This is a genomic window from Pantoea sp. AG702 (genome assembly GCF_003182295.1).
Classification (GTDB): Bacteria; Pseudomonadota; Gammaproteobacteria; order Enterobacterales; family Enterobacteriaceae; genus Pantoea; species Pantoea ananatis.
This window is the reverse complement of the sequence record NZ_QGTU01000008.1, coordinates 16,187-34,388: the sequence shown is the minus strand read 5'-3', so window position 1 is coordinate 34,388 and position 18,202 is coordinate 16,187. Positions and strand designations below refer to the sequence as shown.

The 18,202-nt window shown below is 53.5% G+C and carries 18 protein-coding genes; 11 read left to right on the top strand and 7 right to left on the bottom strand.

What is annotated here, in order from left to right; translation table 11 throughout:
• Positions 1-20: 20 nt before the first annotated feature.
• Both DFO57_RS18280 and DFO57_RS18275 read right to left on the bottom strand, forming a co-directional pair.
• Positions 21-749 (bottom strand): LytTR family DNA-binding domain-containing protein, encoded by a 729-nt coding sequence (locus DFO57_RS18280; protein ID WP_013026621.1) that lies wholly within the window; start codon positions 747-749, stop codon positions 21-23.
• Complete coding sequence (locus DFO57_RS18275) at positions 746-2,416, bottom strand: sensor histidine kinase (RefSeq protein WP_041931014.1); 1,671 nt, start codon at positions 2,414-2,416, stop codon at positions 746-748. The genes DFO57_RS18280 and DFO57_RS18275 overlap by 4 nt, the downstream gene beginning before the upstream one ends.
• A 265-nt stretch (positions 2,417-2,681) precedes the next feature.
• Between DFO57_RS18275 and DFO57_RS18270 the strand changes: the two genes are divergently transcribed.
• Both DFO57_RS18270 and alaC read left to right on the top strand, forming a co-directional pair.
• Positions 2,682-3,206 (top strand): GNAT family N-acetyltransferase, encoded by a 525-nt coding sequence (locus DFO57_RS18270; RefSeq protein ID WP_013026619.1) that lies wholly within the window; start codon positions 2,682-2,684, stop codon positions 3,204-3,206.
• Between the two features lie 117 nt (positions 3,207-3,323).
• On the top strand, positions 3,324-4,559 hold the full coding sequence (alaC, locus tag DFO57_RS18265) for an alanine transaminase (protein WP_013026618.1): 1,236 nt from the start codon (positions 3,324-3,326) through the stop codon (positions 4,557-4,559).
• 50 nt (positions 4,560-4,609) lie between these two features.
• On the opposite strand, the gene ypdK is transcribed toward alaC, so the two are convergent.
• The 3 genes from ypdK to DFO57_RS18250 all read right to left on the bottom strand — a co-directional run bounded on the left by ypdK (position 4,610) and on the right by DFO57_RS18250 (position 7,516).
• On the bottom strand, positions 4,610-4,681 hold the full coding sequence (ypdK, locus tag DFO57_RS22935; RefSeq protein ID WP_006120362.1) for a membrane protein YpdK: 72 nt from the start codon (positions 4,679-4,681) through the stop codon (positions 4,610-4,612).
• A gap of 198 nt (positions 4,682-4,879) precedes the next feature.
• Complete coding sequence (locus DFO57_RS18255; protein WP_013026616.1) at positions 4,880-5,908, bottom strand: HlyD family secretion protein; 1,029 nt, start codon at positions 5,906-5,908, stop codon at positions 4,880-4,882.
• A 6-nt stretch (positions 5,909-5,914) separates the two neighbouring features.
• The gene (locus tag DFO57_RS18250) at positions 5,915-7,516 is read right to left on the bottom strand and encodes an MFS transporter (protein ID WP_105091648.1); all 1,602 of its coding nucleotides are present in this window, start codon (positions 7,514-7,516) and stop codon (positions 5,915-5,917) included.
• Positions 7,517-7,666: 150 nt separating this feature from the next.
• On the opposite strand from DFO57_RS18250, the gene DFO57_RS18245 reads away from it, so the two are divergent.
• The 5 genes from DFO57_RS18245 (at position 7,667) to DFO57_RS18225 (ending at position 11,614) form a co-directional block, all read left to right on the top strand.
• Positions 7,667-8,452 carry an IclR family transcriptional regulator gene (locus tag DFO57_RS18245; protein ID WP_072138917.1) on the top strand — a complete coding sequence of 262 codons (786 nt, stop codon included), beginning with the start codon at positions 7,667-7,669 and terminating at the stop codon, positions 8,450-8,452.
• Positions 8,453-8,459: 7 nt separating this feature from the next.
• On the top strand, positions 8,460-8,912 hold the full coding sequence (locus tag DFO57_RS18240) for a universal stress protein (protein ID WP_064374155.1): 453 nt from the start codon (positions 8,460-8,462) through the stop codon (positions 8,910-8,912).
• 9 nt (positions 8,913-8,921) lie between these two features.
• Positions 8,922-9,731: a hypothetical protein gene (locus DFO57_RS18235; protein WP_013026612.1), complete on the top strand. Its 810-nt coding sequence runs from the start codon at positions 8,922-8,924 to the stop codon at positions 9,729-9,731.
• 258 nt (positions 9,732-9,989) lie between these two features.
• A complete protein-coding gene (locus tag DFO57_RS18230) occupies positions 9,990-10,271 on the top strand; it encodes a lipoprotein (RefSeq protein WP_014605322.1) in 282 nt (93 codons plus the stop codon).
• A gap of 467 nt (positions 10,272-10,738) precedes the next feature.
• On the top strand, positions 10,739-11,614 hold the full coding sequence (locus DFO57_RS18225; protein WP_110015575.1) for an SMP-30/gluconolactonase/LRE family protein: 876 nt from the start codon (positions 10,739-10,741) through the stop codon (positions 11,612-11,614).
• Positions 11,615-11,646: 32 nt separating this feature from the next.
• Here DFO57_RS18225 and DFO57_RS18220 read toward each other — a convergent pair whose 3' ends face one another.
• Positions 11,647-12,867, bottom strand: a complete 1,221-nt coding sequence (locus DFO57_RS18220) for an MFS transporter (protein WP_014605324.1) — start codon at positions 12,865-12,867, stop codon at positions 11,647-11,649.
• A gap of 265 nt (positions 12,868-13,132) precedes the next feature.
• On the opposite strand from DFO57_RS18220, the gene DFO57_RS18215 reads away from it, so the two are divergent.
• The 3 genes from DFO57_RS18215 (at position 13,133) to DFO57_RS18195 (ending at position 15,328) form a co-directional block, all read left to right on the top strand.
• On the top strand, positions 13,133-13,372 hold the full coding sequence (locus DFO57_RS18215) for a hypothetical protein (RefSeq protein WP_013026608.1): 240 nt from the start codon (positions 13,133-13,135) through the stop codon (positions 13,370-13,372).
• A gap of 380 nt (positions 13,373-13,752) precedes the next feature.
• Positions 13,753-14,082 (top strand): STN domain-containing protein, encoded by a 330-nt coding sequence (locus DFO57_RS18210; protein WP_013026607.1) that lies wholly within the window; start codon positions 13,753-13,755, stop codon positions 14,080-14,082.
• Positions 14,083-14,743: 661 nt separating this feature from the next.
• The gene (locus DFO57_RS18195; protein WP_227022909.1) at positions 14,744-15,328 is read left to right on the top strand and encodes a hypothetical protein; all 585 of its coding nucleotides are present in this window, start codon (positions 14,744-14,746) and stop codon (positions 15,326-15,328) included.
• Between the two features lie 202 nt (positions 15,329-15,530).
• Here DFO57_RS18195 and DFO57_RS18190 read toward each other — a convergent pair whose 3' ends face one another.
• Positions 15,531-16,721: an ROK family transcriptional regulator gene (locus DFO57_RS18190; protein WP_049800811.1), complete on the bottom strand. Its 1,191-nt coding sequence runs from the start codon at positions 16,719-16,721 to the stop codon at positions 15,531-15,533.
• Positions 16,722-16,781: 60 nt separating this feature from the next.
• Here DFO57_RS18190 and DFO57_RS18185 point away from each other — a divergent pair, with 60 nt between their 5' ends.
• Positions 16,782-18,158, top strand: coding sequence for an ABC transporter substrate-binding protein (locus DFO57_RS18185; RefSeq protein ID WP_014594220.1), 1,377 nt, complete (start codon positions 16,782-16,784; stop codon positions 18,156-18,158).
• The last annotated feature ends 44 nt before the right edge of the window (positions 18,159-18,202 follow it).

The following is an 18,202-nucleotide window of genomic DNA, read 5'->3' as shown; positions in this document are numbered from 1 at the left end:
GTGTCCATTCCGCCATTCCCCTACAAACGCATGAGCAGCCGGAAGGTTTTGACCTTGCTACGACTGACCGGCACCTGAAAATCCTTGTCCCTTAGCTTCAGCAGATAAGTATTATTGAACCAGGGTTCAATCTCTCTGATCTTATTCAGGTTGACGCAGTACGAGCGGTGACAGCGAAAGAATTGCTGTTCAGGCAGGCGTGCGCAAAATTCGCTGATGTTCATCGACATCACGTAATCTTCGCGGCGCGTATACACGAAGGTTAATTTTTCGTGGGCTTCAACGTAGTAAATATCGTTTACGTCGGTCACGATGATGCGCTCATCTTTGATCAGGTTAACCGTGAGGGCATGTTGCGCACTCGGTGCCTGGGTAATCGTATGCTGCTGTTGCCAGCTGGCTTCCAGCTTGTTGAGCATCGTGATAATACGTGACTCATGATAGGGCTTGAGAATATAGTCAAATGCTTCCAGCTCAAAGGCCTCGACCGCATGCTCTTTCCAGGCGGTAATAAAGACAATGAGCGGCTTGTGAACGAACTGATGGATATTCTGCGCCAGTAACATGCCATCCAGAGACGGGATATTAATGTCGAGAAAGATCACATCAACCCGGTGCTGTTGCAGATATTTCAGCACGTCGAGTCCGTCATCAAAGCAGGCTTCAATGTCAATTTTACTGTGCTGCTGAATCATCCAGCTCAGCTCTTGCTGGGCAAGGAATTCATCCTCTACGATGATGGCTTTCATGCAAGATTCCCCACCAGTGGCTGTCCGTTTTTGCCCAGCGTAAAGGCAATCTCTGTGCCGGGTTGATGACGCACGATATGCAGCCCCTGGCCCGAAAGCAATTTGACCCGGTGATGCACGTTTAACAGACCGATTTTATTGCCCGGCATGTCGTTGCGCGCGACCTTGTCGATCACCTCATCGCTGATGCCTTGTCCTGTATCCCGCACGGCAATGCGGACCTTGTCGCCCAAATCGCGCACGCTCAGCGTGACCACGCCTTTGCCTTTACAGGGTTGAATGCCATGCACGATGGCGTTTTCGACCAACGGCTGAATCAGCAGGCTGGGCAGCGAGAAATGCAAATCCTCATCCACGTCATAAATCATCGTCAGCTTGTCGCCGAAGCGAGCCTGTTCAATGGCGATGTAATCCTTTACCTGCCACAGCTCTTTTTTAATATCGATCAGCTCATCGTCATTCAGTTCGAGGTTGTAACGCAGATAACGCGATAAGTTAATGACCAACTGACGCGCCGTATCCGGATTAAGGCGGATAGAAGATGAAATCGCATTGAGCGCATTAAACAGGAAATGCGGATTTATTTTACTCTGGAGCGCACGCAGTTCCGCTTTATTGGCCATCTCTCGCAGCTGCTCGGTGCGGGAAACTTCAAGCTGGGTGGAGATTATCTGCGACAGGCCCACGGCCATCTCTTTTAGTGAACCCGTGATACGGTACGCACGGCGATAGTAGATTTTTAAGGTGCCGGTAACCTGTCCTTTTTCCCGCAGTGGAATGACGATCATTGAATGAATGTCTTTTGTCCGATGGGCTTCATCATTGTTTTTAATGATGATTTTTCCGCTGTGAATCGCCTGAGCCGTGGTGGGGCTGATACCGTCATCGCCGTGCTGATAGTTGTGCTCGCCATAGCCAACATAGGCCAAAATCTTCTGTTTATTGGTCATGGCGACGGCATCCGCTTTGATTTCCCGCCGGATAATATCGCAAATGTTGCGAAGTGAATCGCTGTTCACCTGCCTGAACAGCGGCAGCGTCTGGTTAGCAATATCCAGCGCCAGCTTGGCCTGACGCGCTGCAATGGCCTCTTTCTCGCCCTCTACGCTCTGCACCAGCAACACGATTAAGCCAATGCTGGAGGCACCGAGAATCATCGGCAGGGCGATTTCAGACACAATCGCCAGCCCCAGCGCGACAGGTTTGGCCCATAGCACAATCAGCAGCATCGTCAGACTTTCACAAAACATACCGCCCAGAATCCCTACCAACCAGCGCCGTTCGCGCTGCACCCGACGGTTGATTCCCCCCGAGACGATCCCGGCTATGATGCTGGTGATCAGGCAAGGCACAGAGGTAACGCCATGAACATCAATCAGAAAGCGGTGCAGGCCGGCAATCACGCCTGTGGCAATTCCCACCCAGGGGCCAAAGAGAATGCCGCCCGCCATCACCGCAATCACCCGCACGTTAAGCAGTGATCCCTCCACGTTAACGCCTGACCAGGTACTGAATAAGGCGAACAGGGAAAAAATCGCAATGACGGCGGCTTTTTCCAGCGAGGTATGCTCATCCTTTTGCAACAGCTGACGAAAAGGCCGGGTTCGCGTCAAAAAAAACAGGCAGATCAGCATCAGCGCGGCGCGATCAAAGACGGCGAGGAGCATGTTAAAGTGTGAAGTCACAGGCGACTCTTCAGCTATGTTAAAGAACGCTATGATAAAAAATGTGATGATGATGCGCCAGCATGCCTGACGGTCAGCGCGGCTGTTCATGTTTTAGATCAATTTATCTAAAACAGGGAAAAGCGGAAATGTTGAGTGCATTAAAGGGGAACAGATTATTCCTCGCTGAATTTGGGGCAGGGCGCGGACGCCTGACAAGGTGATTCGCGCCGTTATCCTCGTTTAAGCCCTCGCTCGGGAGTAGAGTATGCAGGTAATGACTTCACGTTTGACGCTAACGACATTACGTCCTGAAGACTGGCAACTGTTCAGGGCTGTGCATGAAGATCGCGATACGATGAAGTGGGTGAGTGACATTCCCGACGAAGATGATATCCGTGAACGTTTCACCCAACGTCTGGCACCCTGGCAGGTGGGCAGCTTTCACATGTTGTGTCTGGTCGTCAGGCGGCGCGATAGCGGAGAGGCCATTGGCTTACTGGGCTGCACGCCGGAGTGGCAGCCTGCCCGCCAGGCCGAGATCGGCTACATGCTGCTGCATCGCCACTGTGGCCAGGGCTTTGGCAGTGAAGCCCTGGAGGCACTGTGTGAGTGTTTGTTTGATGCTGATTTCCTCAAACTCAAGGCGATGGTGGTAGAGGGGAACTGGGCATCACGTCGGATTCTGGAAAAAAATGGCTTCACGCTACAGCGCACACTACAACATAATTATCTGTTAAATGACCGCTGGGTGAATGACTGGCTGCTTGAGCGGCTCCATCCGCAAATATAAAAAATTTTCTGCTCCTATCGACAAAGTTGTTATTGGCACGTTATGTTCTTGTTGTGGTCACCGCAGTGACCAGCGTCGCTCGGACGGTCCGGGCGCTAACGTTTTCCAGAGGATATCATGGCTGATAACAGCACAACCCGTCGTTTCTCACGCATAGAACGCCTGCCGCCTTACGTATTTAACATCACCGCTGAACTGAAGATGGCTGCGCGTCGGCGCGGTGAAGACATCATTGATCTTTCAATGGGTAATCCTGATGGGGCGACGCCGCCTCATATCGTAGAAAAACTGTGCCAGGTGGCTCAACGCGAAGATACGCACGGTTACTCGACGTCGCGGGGAATTCCTCGTCTGCGCCGCGCGATTTCACGCTGGTATGAAGAGCGTTATCAGGTTGATATCGATCCGGAATCTGAAGCTATCGTCACGATTGGCTCCAAAGAAGGCCTGGCCCACCTGATGCTGGCAACGCTCGATCACGGCGACACGGTGCTGGTGCCTAACCCCAGTTATCCTATTCATATCTACGGCGCAGTGATCGCCGGTGCCCAGGTGCGTTCTGTACCGCTGGTGGAAGGCATTGATTTTTTCAATGAGCTGGAGCGTGCCATCCGGGAAAGCTATCCTAAACCTAAGATGATGGTACTGGGCTTTCCCTCGAATCCGACGTCTCAATGCGTTGAACTGGACTTTTTCGAACGCGTGATTGCGCTGGCGAAGCAGTATAACGTCTTGGTGATCCACGATCTGGCTTATGCCGATATCGTTTATGACGGCTGGAAAGCGCCTTCTATCATGCAGGTGCCGGGTGCACGCGATGTGGCAGTCGAATTCTTTACCCTGTCTAAAAGCTACAACATGGCAGGCTGGCGCATTGGCTTTATGGTCGGGAACAAAGAACTGGTCGCTGCGCTGGCACGTATCAAGAGCTATCACGATTACGGGACTTTTACGCCCTTGCAGGTGGCGGCGATTGCGGCGCTGGAAGGCGATCAGCAATGCGTGCGTGATATTGCCGAGCAATATAAACGCCGTCGCGATGTGCTGGTAAAAGGGCTCCACGAAGCGGGCTGGATGGTTGATATCCCTAAAGCCTCTATGTACGTGTGGGCAAAAATACCTGACCACTACGCTCATCTCGGTTCACTGGAATTTGCCAAGCATATGCTGCAGGAGGCGAAAGTCTGCGTCTCGCCAGGCGTGGGATTTGGTGATTACGGTGACACGCATGTCCGCTTTGCGCTGATTGAAAACAGCGATCGTATTCGTCAGGCAGTAAGAGGGATTAAAGCGATGTTTCGTGCTGATGGCATTCTGCCGGGCAGCGTGAAAAGCATGGAAGAACAAATATAGTACGCCACTGGGGCGACCGTCTGTCGCCCCCTACGGACTGCTTGCAGAAACTACAGCATCAGCACAAAGGTGCCGACCCAAAGCAGTACGAAGAAAGAAATTCCCATCAATGCATATTTCACACACGAACTCCTCTGAGCGGTTACGATATTGGCGATCCCGATCCAGCGCAACGCGGACAGAAGGGATAAGGCCGCCGTTCAGGTCAACGGTCAACGGTTTCCCGGACGAACTGAATAACTCAGTACAGGATCGGGGCTAATCTACGCGTATTCAGACCGAAAAGAAATAGTTTGGTTCTGAGAGTTTGTTCACATTTTTTACTGAGTGTTAATTTCCGGAACGGCGGACATCCCGACACGTAACTGGGCCAGATTCGGCTGCCCTTTATCCAGCACAATTTTCACCGGCAAGCGCTGAACGATCTTAGTGTAGTTGCCGGTCGCATTGTCGGGAGAAATCGCCGAGAATGTCGCGCCCGTCGCGGGTGCAATGCTGTCAACATGGCCGGTAAAGACCTGATCGGGTAACGCATCCACTTTGATGCGCACGGGTTGCCCGGGGCGAACATCTTTCAGCTGCGTTTCCAGATAGTTGGCTGTGATATAGGTTTGCTGCAGCGGTACAACCGCCAGCAGACGCGTGCCAGCGGAAACCCAGGCCCCCAGCCGTACCGTACGCTGTCCCACCATGCCTGCCACCGGCGCCACAATACGGGTGTAGGAAAGATTCAGACGTGCCTGATCGACGTTGGCTTTCGCCGCGGCGACATCGGCCTGTGACGACCTGACGGCCGCCTGCAATACGCCAACCTGCTTAATGGCGGCAGCCAGCGCCGCTTCGCTCTGGCGCACCGTGGCCGTGGCCGAACGCTGTGCAGAACTGGCTTTTTGCTGCTCGTCTGCGGCCACCGTGCCGCTTTTATAAAGGCGGTTATAACGTTCAGCACTCTGACCGGCATACTGAGCCGTGGCCTGGCTGGCCGCGACGCTGGCCTTTTGCTGCGCAATAACTGACTGCTGTTGCTCCAGCTGTGCCTGGCTGCTCAACAGTTTGGCTTCACTGACCTGCAAATCAGCTTCGGCGCTTTCAAGCGCCACGCGATAATCGCGATCGTCCAGCGTGGCTAAGCGTTCGCCCGCCGCCACCTGCTGGTTATCCTTCACGTCGATATGGGCGACATAGCCGGACACTTTTGGCGCGACGATGGTGTAATCAGCATTCACCCAGGCATCATTAGTACGATGATCGTTACGGGTCATGACCGCCCAGACAGCCAGCGCCATCGCCAGTAAAACCAGCAGCAGCAGTGAAAGCAGCAGGTTTTTTCTCATTACTAAAGCACGCATATTCAGTTATCCCGACGTGGAGGTTGCAGAGTGGATCAAGGTTTGTGGCGGCCAGACCCGTTTGGGTAGCAGAGCAGTGATCAGCAGCAGCAGTAGCGCAAAACCGATCAGCAGCAGCCAGGTATCACTCAGGCCGAGCACCAGCGCCTGGTGCTTGACCTGGGTGGCGAAAGCGCGCAGGTTTTCAACAGAGCTTGCGCTGCCGTCTGGCAGAAGCGGATAGCGGCCACTGGCCTGGCCGCTGTCGGGGGCCGTCATCAGCCAGGGTCTGCTGGCCGCCTGATTAATCAGGATGCTGGAGTGAAACTGCTCACGATGGCTGACGAACCATGACACCAGGGTTGAGGCGGCGATGCTGGAGAATCCCCGGACGGTATTAAACATCGCCGAGGCGAACGGGCCTTCCGGCGGGGCAACGACGCTGGTGGCGCTCATCAGGACCGGCAAAATGACCATCGGTTGGCCCGCGGCCTGTAAGGCCTGAATCAGCCAAAAGTTGTCTCTCGCCCAGCCGGTGGTGATCTGCATGCCGAGCAGACAAGCGGCGATAAGCAACCCCAGGCCGAGCGACAGCACCCAGCGACAGTCGATCCAGCGAATATTCAGCAGGGCGGCGATAAAGGGCGCGATAATCAGCTGCGGTAAGCCGATGGTTAAGGCCAGCGGCGCAAACTGGGCAATACGGAACCCCTCAACCTGAGCAAAATAGGTTGAGGGCAGCGCCGAGCCGGACAGTGACACAATGAGTACGCCCGCCAGTACCAGCAAGCCGTGCATCAAATTACGCCGCCTCAGCATCTGCAACTTAAACAGCGGCAGCGGATGAAACCACTCGTTAATCAAAAACACAATCAGTAGCGGCAACGCCGCAAGAAGCATGGCCGCAATGAGCTGCGAATCCAGCCAGTCGAGCCGTTCGCCTTGCGTGAGCACCAGAACGACCAGCGCCATGCCGCTACAGCCGGTAAGCATGCCAAACAGGTCGATCTGCTGAAACCGTTCGGTGCGCAGGGGATCCTGAGGTAATCCCCAGGCCATCAATACGAGGGCAATCAGCATGCCGGGCACGACCTGCCAGAACACAAACATCCAGCTGACTTCATCTGTCCAAAAGGCCGCCAGCGAGGCGGCCATGTTCGGGCCAAATGTGGCGGTAAGCGCATAGGCGCCCAGGCCATAAAGCTTAACCGGAGGGGGCAAAAATCGCAGCGCGACGGTCATCAGCATCGGGGGAAGCGCGCCGCCAAACAGGCCCTGCACGACGCGCAAGGCAATAAACAGAGCAGGGTTCGTCATCAGCGGCAGCAGCACGCCGGATAATAAAAAACCGGCGGACATGATCAGCGAAAAACGGCGCAGGGAAAACGTCACGGCAAACCACGGCGCAATCATCATGGCGGCGACTTCGGCGGCCTGATAAACAGAAACAATCCAGCTACCCTGGTCGTAGCCGATGCCCAGCGCGGCACGAATATCGGCCAGGGCGATATCACTGACCCGATCGTTAAGGCCTGACGTCAGTGCGGCGATCCAGACGCCAAGCAGGCCTAATGCCAGTCGCAAGGTAAAGGGATGCAGCGTCGGCGCATTGCCGGGCCGGGTTGTCATAGCAGGTGCTCTCATTATTATGGTTCGATGTATTGCAATGCGATACAGCGCGGCGATATTACATGGCAATATGCTGTATTGCAATGCGGTACATGCTGTAAAACGTGCGCTTTTCGGGTTACAGTAAGTCAGCTCAAAAAGGACGACGCTATGACTCATCAATCATCCAGCCGCGAGGATGAAAAAACGGGCGGCATTCAGGTGATTGCCCGGGCGGCAAAAATTCTTAATGCCTTAGGCGAACATCCCAGTGGCATGAGTCTGGGCGAGATTGCGCAGGTGGTCGATCTGCCGCGTTCCACCGTACAACGTATCGTGGCGGCGCTGGATAGCGCAGAGCTGGTGCGAAGCAGCGGGGCGGGTGGGCTGCGCCTGGGGCCGGCTTTGCTGAAACTTCTGTCCAGCGTCAACACGGATGTGGTGGATTTAGTGAAACCCCTGCTGGAAAAACTCTCTGCCGATACCAATGAAACCGTATCGCTGGCCCGCGCAAGCGGCTCACAGCTGGCGGTTGTGCATTATGTTGTGGCGTCACGCGAGCTGCGCGTGGTGCCGCGCATCGGACTGGATCTGCCGCTTTACAGCACCTCAGGCGGCAGAGCGTTGCTGGCGCTGGAAAGCGATGCCGACGTGCAGGCGAGAGTAGGCGATGACTGGCGCGAACTGACCGATAAGACGGTTAAAACGCTGGCGGCGCTTTTGCAGATGATTCACGAGGTGCGTAAAACCAGTATTTCCTACGATCGCGGTGAAACGCTTGAAGGCGTTTCAACCATGGCTTTCGCGCTGGATACGATCTTCGGCCGCTTTGCGGTGTCATTACTGGTGCCTACGGCACGTTTTAAGAAACACGAGGCACGTTATCGTGAGGAAATGCTGCAATGTAAACAGGCGCTGATTCGCGAAATTGGCAAAATCGCCGCTGTTGAAGGATAACGTCCCGATGAAAACAGTCTTAATGGCTATTGATAACACCCCCGTTGCGAAGAAAGTGATTTCCCTGACGATTGAAGAAGCGCTGGCACATCGTGCAGAAGTGATGGTGTTATGCTGCATCGATCCCGCTTATTCATCCTGCAACCAGCCTATCGATATTGATGCAGGTGAAGATCCGGCGGATTTTGTCGCGGCTCAGGATGAACAGAATACCGCTGAAATGGTGGTGCGCCATGCGCTGGCCCCCTTATTGCAGGCTGGAATCAAGGCGCGGGGCATGATACTGGCCGGCGAAGCGGCGGACACGATTGTGGCGCAGTCGCAACAGTTAAACGCCAGCATGATTATTATGGGGCGACGCCATTTGTCTCCCTTTAACCGTTTATTGAAAGGATCTGTGAGTGCGGCCGTTGTTGAACGCGCGCATTGCCCGGTACTGATTGATGTGCGTAAGGATTAACAACGTAGTATGACTTCCCTGCTTTTAATTACGCTGGTGGCCTTTGTGCTGCTGGCGATTATCATTTTTATGTTGGTCAGAACGACCCGGTTGCGCGTCTGGCAGGGCATCGTCCTGTTTATCCTGCCGCTCATCCTGTCGAATATTTTATTGTTCAAGTGGATTTTGCCTCAGCAACAGCAGGAAAAACGCTACGAACGGGCTGCGGACTATATGGCGCAGGCAACGGTCTATCGGGTATTGCGTACTCAGGAACCGGCCCTGTGGCAATTACTGACACGCGAACTCGCCCACAAACTGCGTGAAGGGGAACCCATGATTCAGGCCGTTGGCGAGCTGAGAGGCTGGCTGACGGATGTGATTAATCAGCGTCTGATGCGCGCGTCAAACCATGCCATCGTTAATTACATTGGCGTTTCTGTCGAAGAAATGCAGGCGCTAAATAAACGCGATCCCGGCCTCTGTTTTCAGTTTCTCTATCCGCAGGTAAAGGGCGGCGTGAATCTGGCAAAAACGCTGCCGGCCGCGCTGAACCAAAAAGAGGCGGAAGCCACTGAATATTTGCTGCTTAACAGCCTGGCGGAAGAACAGCCGATGGATCGCGATCAGGCTCAGGATGATTTGAAGAATATTGTTGATCGCCTTTACCAGAAATGGGGCGACAAGCTGCAGCAGCTCAATATGCCAGCAGACACGGCAGTGGACCGCTCTTCAATGTGTGCCATGTCCATCGATCTCTATAGTGCAATTCTCGCACTCCCGGACAAGCAGGCCGCGAATCTGCTTCGTAGAATGATTGCGCTTTCCGGTGAGGGATAAGCAAAAAAAGCCCGCTTAACGCGGGCTAAATTGAGAGGCTTTTTTTTAGTGAGGCTTTTTATTAGTAGAGTCATACCTGGTGTTGTGCTTTGACTGTTTCTCGTTAGATGCAGTTTCGCAGTTTAATGGCACATTATGCCAACTGTTTAACCGTATTGAATCAATTGGTAAAACTTCGTAAATACGCGACAGTCGCGTACTATTCCTATAGATACGCATTTTGCAGCACCTTACACTGCGTCAAAATGTGAGGGAAAAATGAAAAAAACACTTATTGGTGCACTGGCACTTATTTTGCTGAGCGGCTGTACCGCCAGCAAACCCGGGGCGTTTGAGCGGGTCGATGAAGACACCTCCTCAAATACGGTACAGTACCGTTTCGATCCGTCAAAAGTTAATCGCGATGCCATGGAAATTGATGTGGCGAAATACTGCATGGATAAGGGTTTTGATAAGGTAGAAAATCTGCCTGCTCAGGACAGCACAATACCAGGCCTGAAGAAAACCTGGTATCAGTGTAATTACGCGGTGAAGAGTTAACGAATAAAACGAGGTGGGATTGAATCCCACCTTCTTTTTTATATTATGCTGTGTGAAATCTTTGCCCTTCAGTTTTTCTCATATCTGGCGGACATCCTTTCCTGTTGCCGCCTGTCGCTATCCTGCCCTGATATCATTTTTGACCCGCTGATAAAATAACCCGCTGATACTGTGGACAGGACTGTGGTACTTAATGCTTTCATACGACATCTCCACTTTTTCGATGCTTAAAATATTACGCTGAAATAGTGGAGTAAACATGTAGCCAGTGTAGAGTTACTTCGATAATTATTTCTTTATATTTCAAAATGGGCGGTGGCGGATAAAGAATCTGACTATTCCAATCAGAACAGGATGAATAAGCGCTAATATGCGTAAGACCTGTCTTAAAAACAAGTAAGAAAAGCGTTGTCCCGGTTGGGGAAATCGGAGCTACATTATTAGCAGGTCTATAAAGGGAGGCAAACATGGCTCACAAGGTAAAAAATATTCTGCCACTTCAGGCGGAGTTAGGGGAATGCCCGCTTTGGTCGGTAAAGGAGCAGGTATTGTGGTGCGTTGATATCCTGGCACCGGCGATTCATCGTTTTGATCCCCTTAGTGGCGAACTGACGACCTTTCCTCAGCAGGAGGAGGTAGGGTGCATAGGCTTGCGTGAACAGGGCGGTATCATCGCCGCGCTGCGCGGTGGCGTGTGGCTGCTGGATGAGCAGGGCAAACCACAGAAAAAAGTGGCTGATAATCCCGGTATCGCGGAGAAAAGCCGGTTCAATGACGGACGTGTCGATCCCTGGGGCAATTTCTGGTGCGGCAGCTTGTGGGAGCCACAGGATAAAAACGGCGGTTTGCTGTGCCGTGTGACGCCAGACCTGAAACTTGAGGTGAAAGCGCGTGATATCAAGATCTCAAACGGCGTGGCATTCTCCCCCGATCGCCAATGGATGTATCACACGGATACGCCCAATGCAGTGCTTTACCGCTATCCGTTGGATGCGCAGGGCGAACCAGGCGAGCGGGAGGTTTTTCGACGTTTTGACGCCAGCGGCGGTTTACCCGATGGTGCAGCGGTAGACCGCGAAGGTTTTTACTGGTCGGCGCTCTTCGATGGCGGCCGGGTTGTGCGCATCCATCCTCAGAATGGTGAAATCGTCGATGAGATCAGGCTGCCGGTTAAGTGGCCAACGATGGTGGCCTTTGGCGGCAGCGAGTTAAAGACGTTGTATATCACCAGTTCACGAGAAAATCTCAGTAAAGAAGATCGGGAACGTTACCCGGAATCGGGAGATATTTTCGCGGTTGAGCTGGACGTGGCCGGCATGGCGGAACCGCTGTTTCGCGGCTAAAAATGGAGGCCAGGCTGTCCTGGCCTCTGAAATTACTGGCGTTGCAGCTGCGGCGCGCTCCCGGACTGACTCTGCGGCATCCGGATAGTGAGCGACAGCAGTAAGGACATGACCAATAGCGTCATGATAAGGCTGAACGTCACGGTAAAACCGCCAAACAGTGAGGCAACCAGCGATCCCAACACGCTGCCAATGCCAAACCCCAAATAAATCAGACCATAGTTTTTCGTCAGGTTATTCAGGCCGAAAAAGTCACTGACCAGGGAAGGGAACACGGTAATCGTGCCGCCGAAGCTGAAGGCGACACAGGCCAGCGACAGGAAAAAGGTGGTCTGGTTCATGTGCGTAAACAGTAATACGCTCATGCCTGTCAGAGCGATCAACTGGGCCAGGGAAATAACCCGGATACGAACCATTTTGTCCGACAGGACGCCCAGCACCAACCGACCACTCAGGTTAGCGACGGCAATGACGGTGACCGCGTTAGCCGCTGTCTGAGTGCTGAGGTGCACCAGGCCTTCCCCGATATCTTTGGCGACGCCAATGACGTAAAGCCCGCTCATGCACGCCGTCAGGAACATCAGCGCCAGCATCCAGTACTGCGGAAGGCGCACTGACTCAGCGAGCGTATAATTGCGGGTTGCCTGATGTTGCGCCGTTGACGAACGTTGCAATGGCGCATCGCGCATCATCAGCGCACCGATAACTATCATCGTCATGGCTAATAACCCCCAGAGAATAAAGGTTTTTTCAAGCCCAAACTCAGCGAGTAGCGCCCCACAGATAAATTTGAAACCCAGGCTGCCCAGGCCGTAGGCACCAATCGCGCAGGCGGATATCATCCCTTTACGTTCAGGAAACCATTTCACGCAGTTAGACAATGTCATCAGGTAACCTGCGCCGTCAGCCAGCCCCAGCAGAATGCCTGCGCTCAGGTACAGCATGACCAGGTTATCGGCATGTGAAGTCAGCCATAAGCCCAGCGCCATCATTACTCCCGCGCCAATCGTCACCTTACGGACACCAAAACGTTCCTGCAGCTTACCGGCAAGCGAAGAGGCTACCGCCAGGCCCAGACTCAGTAATCCAAATGAAAAGGCCACCTGGCTCACCGATGCCGCCAGCTTTTGCGACAGCTGACCGTTAAACAAACTCCAGGTATAAACCGATCCCAACGCAAACTGGGTAATCACTGTGCCGAAAAGGGTTAACCAGCGTGTACGCTGACCAACAGCCTGTTGTCGCTCATTCATTATTTTTACTCCCACAGGAAAACTGGAAACTGCGGCCAGATTAAACAAATGCCTGACGCGCGGGAGGGAAAAGAGCATGAACGGAATGCAGAATGGAATGAAATGCCGTGAGAGCGGCATGAATGGCAGGCACGATAAACGTAACCAGACTAACCATGGGATGAGTTCAGGTAAACAGAAGTAAGGGAATGTTACAGGTAGCGGTTTTTACCGGCAGGTTGCGTGTTTTTTTGCCAGGCTTAAAGTCCATTCAACAGGAGGAAATATGAAAGACCGGACATATGAATCCATCACCAGTGAGGATGAAGTTTGCTGCATTATCGGTCAGGCAGTGATCGAATTGAGCACAGAGCAGCAGCCTGTCACGAAATCTACGCTGGCGCTAAAATTATTGTCAATGGCGGATCGTGACAGCGACGATGAGCGAGTTCTGCTCTACTGGATTGCGCGCAAGGCGATCAATCAACCACAATATCTTGTCAATCAGCAGCAACAATGGGCATGAGGCTCTGACAGGAAAGGGTTCCACGCCCGGTACGGTTCAGCGTAACGCACAGCGCGTAATCGTAACGCGTACAGCACACCTGAAAACTGACCGTAAAATCGTGGTAAAGCCAGGGATGGCATCGACCTCCTCATCTCCTCCAGTGATCTCTTCCCTGACCCGGCTGCCGTTTCACTTTACATTCTGATCTGTCTCGCGCTGTGGCGCTTCCCGATGCTGCGGCCCGCGCTCTGGTGAGTCTGACGCAGGACGGGGCGGTTCAAAGAATCGGATGAAAGACGCCCGCGGACCTGTGATCACACTCAGACATATTCCCCCTGCTGACAGGCAACATCCGTTGTGGGAATAATGAATGCCTGTTTTCCCTGCCGGAGAGGTTTATGAATTCAGTCCCCCTCAAGTGCCTTGGCGTAATGATATTCGCTATCCTCGCTTCGGCATGCAGCCCTTCATCCAATGGTCACATTCCTCTGGGTAAATGTGACGTCAAAGGGACTTACAGTATAAATTTCCCACGCTTTGACGAAACGGCACAGCAGTTAGCCCATGCATCTGGCTGTTTTATTGAGACGGACTTGTCACGAACCGGCGCTGTCCACGTCAATCCTGTGCAGGGAACCATGACGATTCGGGAAGCGGTCAGTCAGGCGATTAAAGGCACCTCACTTACCATCGTGGCGCAAAAACCGGACACCATCACCGTTGAATAATCAGGGCGAAGAATATGCGTAACTTAGCGGCGCTAACAGGAATGGTGTGGCTCTTATCCGTGTCAGCCTGCTACGCCGGTCATGGCGGAGCGGACAGCAATGGCGGAAGTGGCCTTCCAGGAAAGAACGGGCAACGCGGGATGGCGGGCTGTCCCGGTGGCACGCCAAGCTCAACAGACGGTCACTTTTATTTGCCGGGTACACAGGAGCGGTGCAATCCGCCCTCTGCCAAAAAACACCACTGGGGCCCGCAGCGGAGCGTTGAGAGCATTTAGGCTAACCCGCCTGAATGCCTCACGGGCACGTTAAAAGGTGAGAACGATGAACCCTGACGCTTTTTTGCCCCTTGCGGGCCAGTTTTATCGTGCGGTGTTATCTGTGAATGCCCGGGCTGTCCTCGCTGCGCCCGGGCCGCAAAGTGCTGGTCGTTATCATCGGCAGGGGCAATCAGCGTTATATATGAGCCCCAGGCCTGAATGGTCTGTAATCGCGGTTTCAGGTTACATGCGGGAAGATGGCTTACCGCGCGTGCTCATTCCGCTACGCGTGATGGGGGCCAGGGTTGTCGATCAGCGGGATAAAGCGCGTTGTCTGCAAATGGGAATTATCCCCGAGCTATCCACAAAGTGGTGGCAGTTGTGTAGGCCCCGGGAATACCAGTGTGCCACCCGAAAATATCATTGCTCGCGGGGAAGGCTGCCCCACCGATGACATACATCAATTTATCGATTGTCTGCATGAGAAAATAGATCCAGGCGGGCAATATATGGCGACCGTCCCTGACAATGTGGGGTCAGATTCGCGGCTGACGCGCGGCCGGGTTTGTTTACGCTATCTCAATGATGTTAATTCGGTGCTCGGCACAACGTTTACCTCCAGTTATAACTCTTGCAAGTTATCGCCGCCGACCCAAACCTGGTGCGCGATGGAAACTCCTAATGTGGATATCGATTTTGGCATAGTCCATGTGGGAGAGGCTGAAGGACAGACGCGGGAAAAGGATATCAGCGTGTATTGCTCGGGACCGGCCAACTATATTATCGATCTGACAAGTGAAGATTCCTCTGTCCCTTTAAGTAACGGCATGAAAGCCGAATTAACTATCGATGGGCAGTTGATACAATCCCAAAGGCTGGTTTCAACGGAGCAAGGCTCAACGACTTATAAGCTGCAAGCGGAATTGAAGGGGCAACCTGTGGCAGGGGCTTTTAACAGTACAGCAATACTGTTTATTTCCTACCCGTAATCGTGCTGGCAGGATTGATATTTACCGGGCCTGACAGGGCACAATGTTGAACGGGCCATTCTGGTCGGATCTAAAAGCCTGTGGGAAGCCAGGCCTGTTAATCATCGCCCTCTGAGTCAGGATTACAGGGGGGAACTGTTTTCACGTTGAATGCGCCCCACTCATGGGCGCTGCATTTTAACCACGCAGTGAGACTGAGATGTCAGCTAAATCCCTGGCGATCCCCGCCATCCTGTTGGGCAACGTTATGCAGAACCATGGCGGCGGCCCCAAATGCGACGGTATCCGTGGCGGAGATATCCGGCAGGCAGATCTCGGGTTGCACGACACGGCTGCCCTTTAAGCTATCCAGCCTGGAGAAGTCGAGCCAGACCGCGAGCCGTTCACGAACGCTTTGAGGCAGTGTTCCCCCCACATAGATCGCCGCAGGGGCAAGAACAGCGTTCAGCATAAAGCCCAGACGGGCGATTTCCGGGCCTGTTCGTTCGATCCATTCGTCGAGAACGCTGACGTTTTCAGTAAGGAATCGCTGCCAGATGTCTTGTGAGCGCCCATCCGGTATCTGGCCGAGGCGATGCTGACACCACGCCGCAAGGTCAGTAAAGGAGGGGCGGGGCCTGTCGAGTGGCAGTAACAGACCAATTTCGCCCGCGTTGCCAAGATGACCGCGATAACGCTGTCTACTCAAAATAATGCCGCTGCCGACGCCTTCTGACAGATAGAGATAGAGAAAGTCTTCATGATTAGCCGCATTACCCAGTGCCATTTCACCCATCGCTGCAGCATTGGCATCATTCTCGATTAACACCGGACAGCCCAGCGCCTGCTGAATGGACTCGAATAGTCCGGGTTCATCCCAGGAAAGCACCTCGGGTGCCAGATGAAGGGGAGCAACGCCCCGTTGGAATCGCGTGGGCATGGCAATGCCTGCACCAATCACTAAAGTATCCGGAATGTGGTTTCTCTCAAGCAGGGCTCTGTGACCCTTCTGAATCGCTGATCGGGCCGTGGCGAAGGTATCGTAAAGGCCGCGCAGCTCAATTTCGTCAACCCGCTTCCCTGTGAAATCAAGCAGCATCAGCGTAATGGAGAAGCGGCTGGCATGAACTCCAACGGCATAACCAATGGCGGAATTCAGCGTGAGATCAATGTGCGGAGCGCCCCGGCCAGACGGGCGACGCGCCCCTTCGACGATGATCCCTCGCCTGATGAGATCGCGGGTCATCATGCTGACGGCCGCCGCTGTTACGCCACAGCCCTCGGCGAGCTCGGCACGCGATGCGGCGTGGTTGCGACGCAGATAACGCAGCACCGCAGACTGCGTTGTTCCGATTCCTTCCCAATGCTTCGATGAAGTCAATGCCGCTTCTCCCTGTCGTTGTCGCGTGGTCATGAACCTGTCATTTAAATAAATTAACTTACTTAAATAATAGGTACAACGGGAATAAAAACCATGTCGAAAAAACGCACTCTCCTGGCAAGCGTAATGATTTCCGCGCTCTGTGTCGGCATTGCCCATGCCGAAGAGATCACCATCAAACTCTCCACGCTTGCTGAGCGCAGCGCACCCAACCGCATCACCAATATTGAAGATGCCGCCGACATCATGAACAAGCAATTCAAGGCTGCGGGTGTCGATAAACATATTGTGATTCAGGCCAACAGCAGTGCGGTCAAAGGCTGGGACGACTTCGCGATGGACATGCTGAAGGCGATGTCCGTCGGGCAGGGGCCGGATATCTATGTACTGCCTCATGAGTGGATTGGCCAGTTTGCTAAGGACGGTTATGCCTTGCAAATGAACGATAAGATCGCTGCTGCGCCGTGGGTCTACAGCGATATCCTGCCTGTGCTGTGGGATGCAGCAAAAGCAAACGATGGCAAGATTTATGGCATACCGCAGGATGCCGAAATACGCATGTTTTTCTACAACAAAGATATGTTGAGAAAAATCGGCAAGGATGAAGCTTTTATTAACGCTATCCCTGCCAGGGTGGAATCCGGTGATTTTACGCTTGACGATCTGACTGCGCTGGCCAAAGAGGTCGTGGACGGTAAAGCGGCCCAGTATGGCATGCTGCACCGCCCGAACGTGGGTATTGATTATCTTATGGTTTTTCAGTCATACGGCGTGAAATTTATGGATGAGAAGACCGGCAAACTCATCTTCCCCAAAGCGGAAATGGCCGACGCCCTTGGCTGGTATGCGCGTAATGCTAAGCAGGGCGTCACGCCAGTCGATAATACGGCGATGAGCTGGGATGCCATTCAGGGTGCGTTCAAGCAGGAGAAGGCGTTTATTTTCCACCAGGGCGTTTGGGCGGTGGCCTGGCAACTGGGTGACAAAAATGGGGCTGTCTGGCCGTCGGACAAAGACGGTTATTTTCATAAGATAGGCTGGATCCCCGCCCCCGCGGCCAAAAAGGGCGGCCAGCCCTCAAACCTGTCGCATCCGCTTCTCTATACGGTGAATGCCAAAAGTAAAAATGCCGACATCGCTGCCGAACTCGTGGCATTAGCAACGCTGCCCTATTTTAACAACGAACATGCCGTAACCTCCTATCACACCGCCATCAGCAACGCGCAAACGGCGATGCCGAAATACCGGGATAACTGGGTGTTGTCTGCTGCCTCGCCCATGATGGCGCATGCGAAGTTCGTGCCCAATCAGACGCAGTTTGGCAGCTACAACAAGGTGCTGTTCAGCGGCCTTCAGGCCGTGGAAACAGGGAAAATGACCGCAAAACAGGCCGTGGATTTTATCGCTGAAGAGTTAGAACTCCAGTTCGGCGACGATATAGAAATCCGTTCGTCCGTTGCCAGCAAATAGGGTTTAGCCCGCCCAATGCGATCGTTAATATTGAGGGAGGTGAG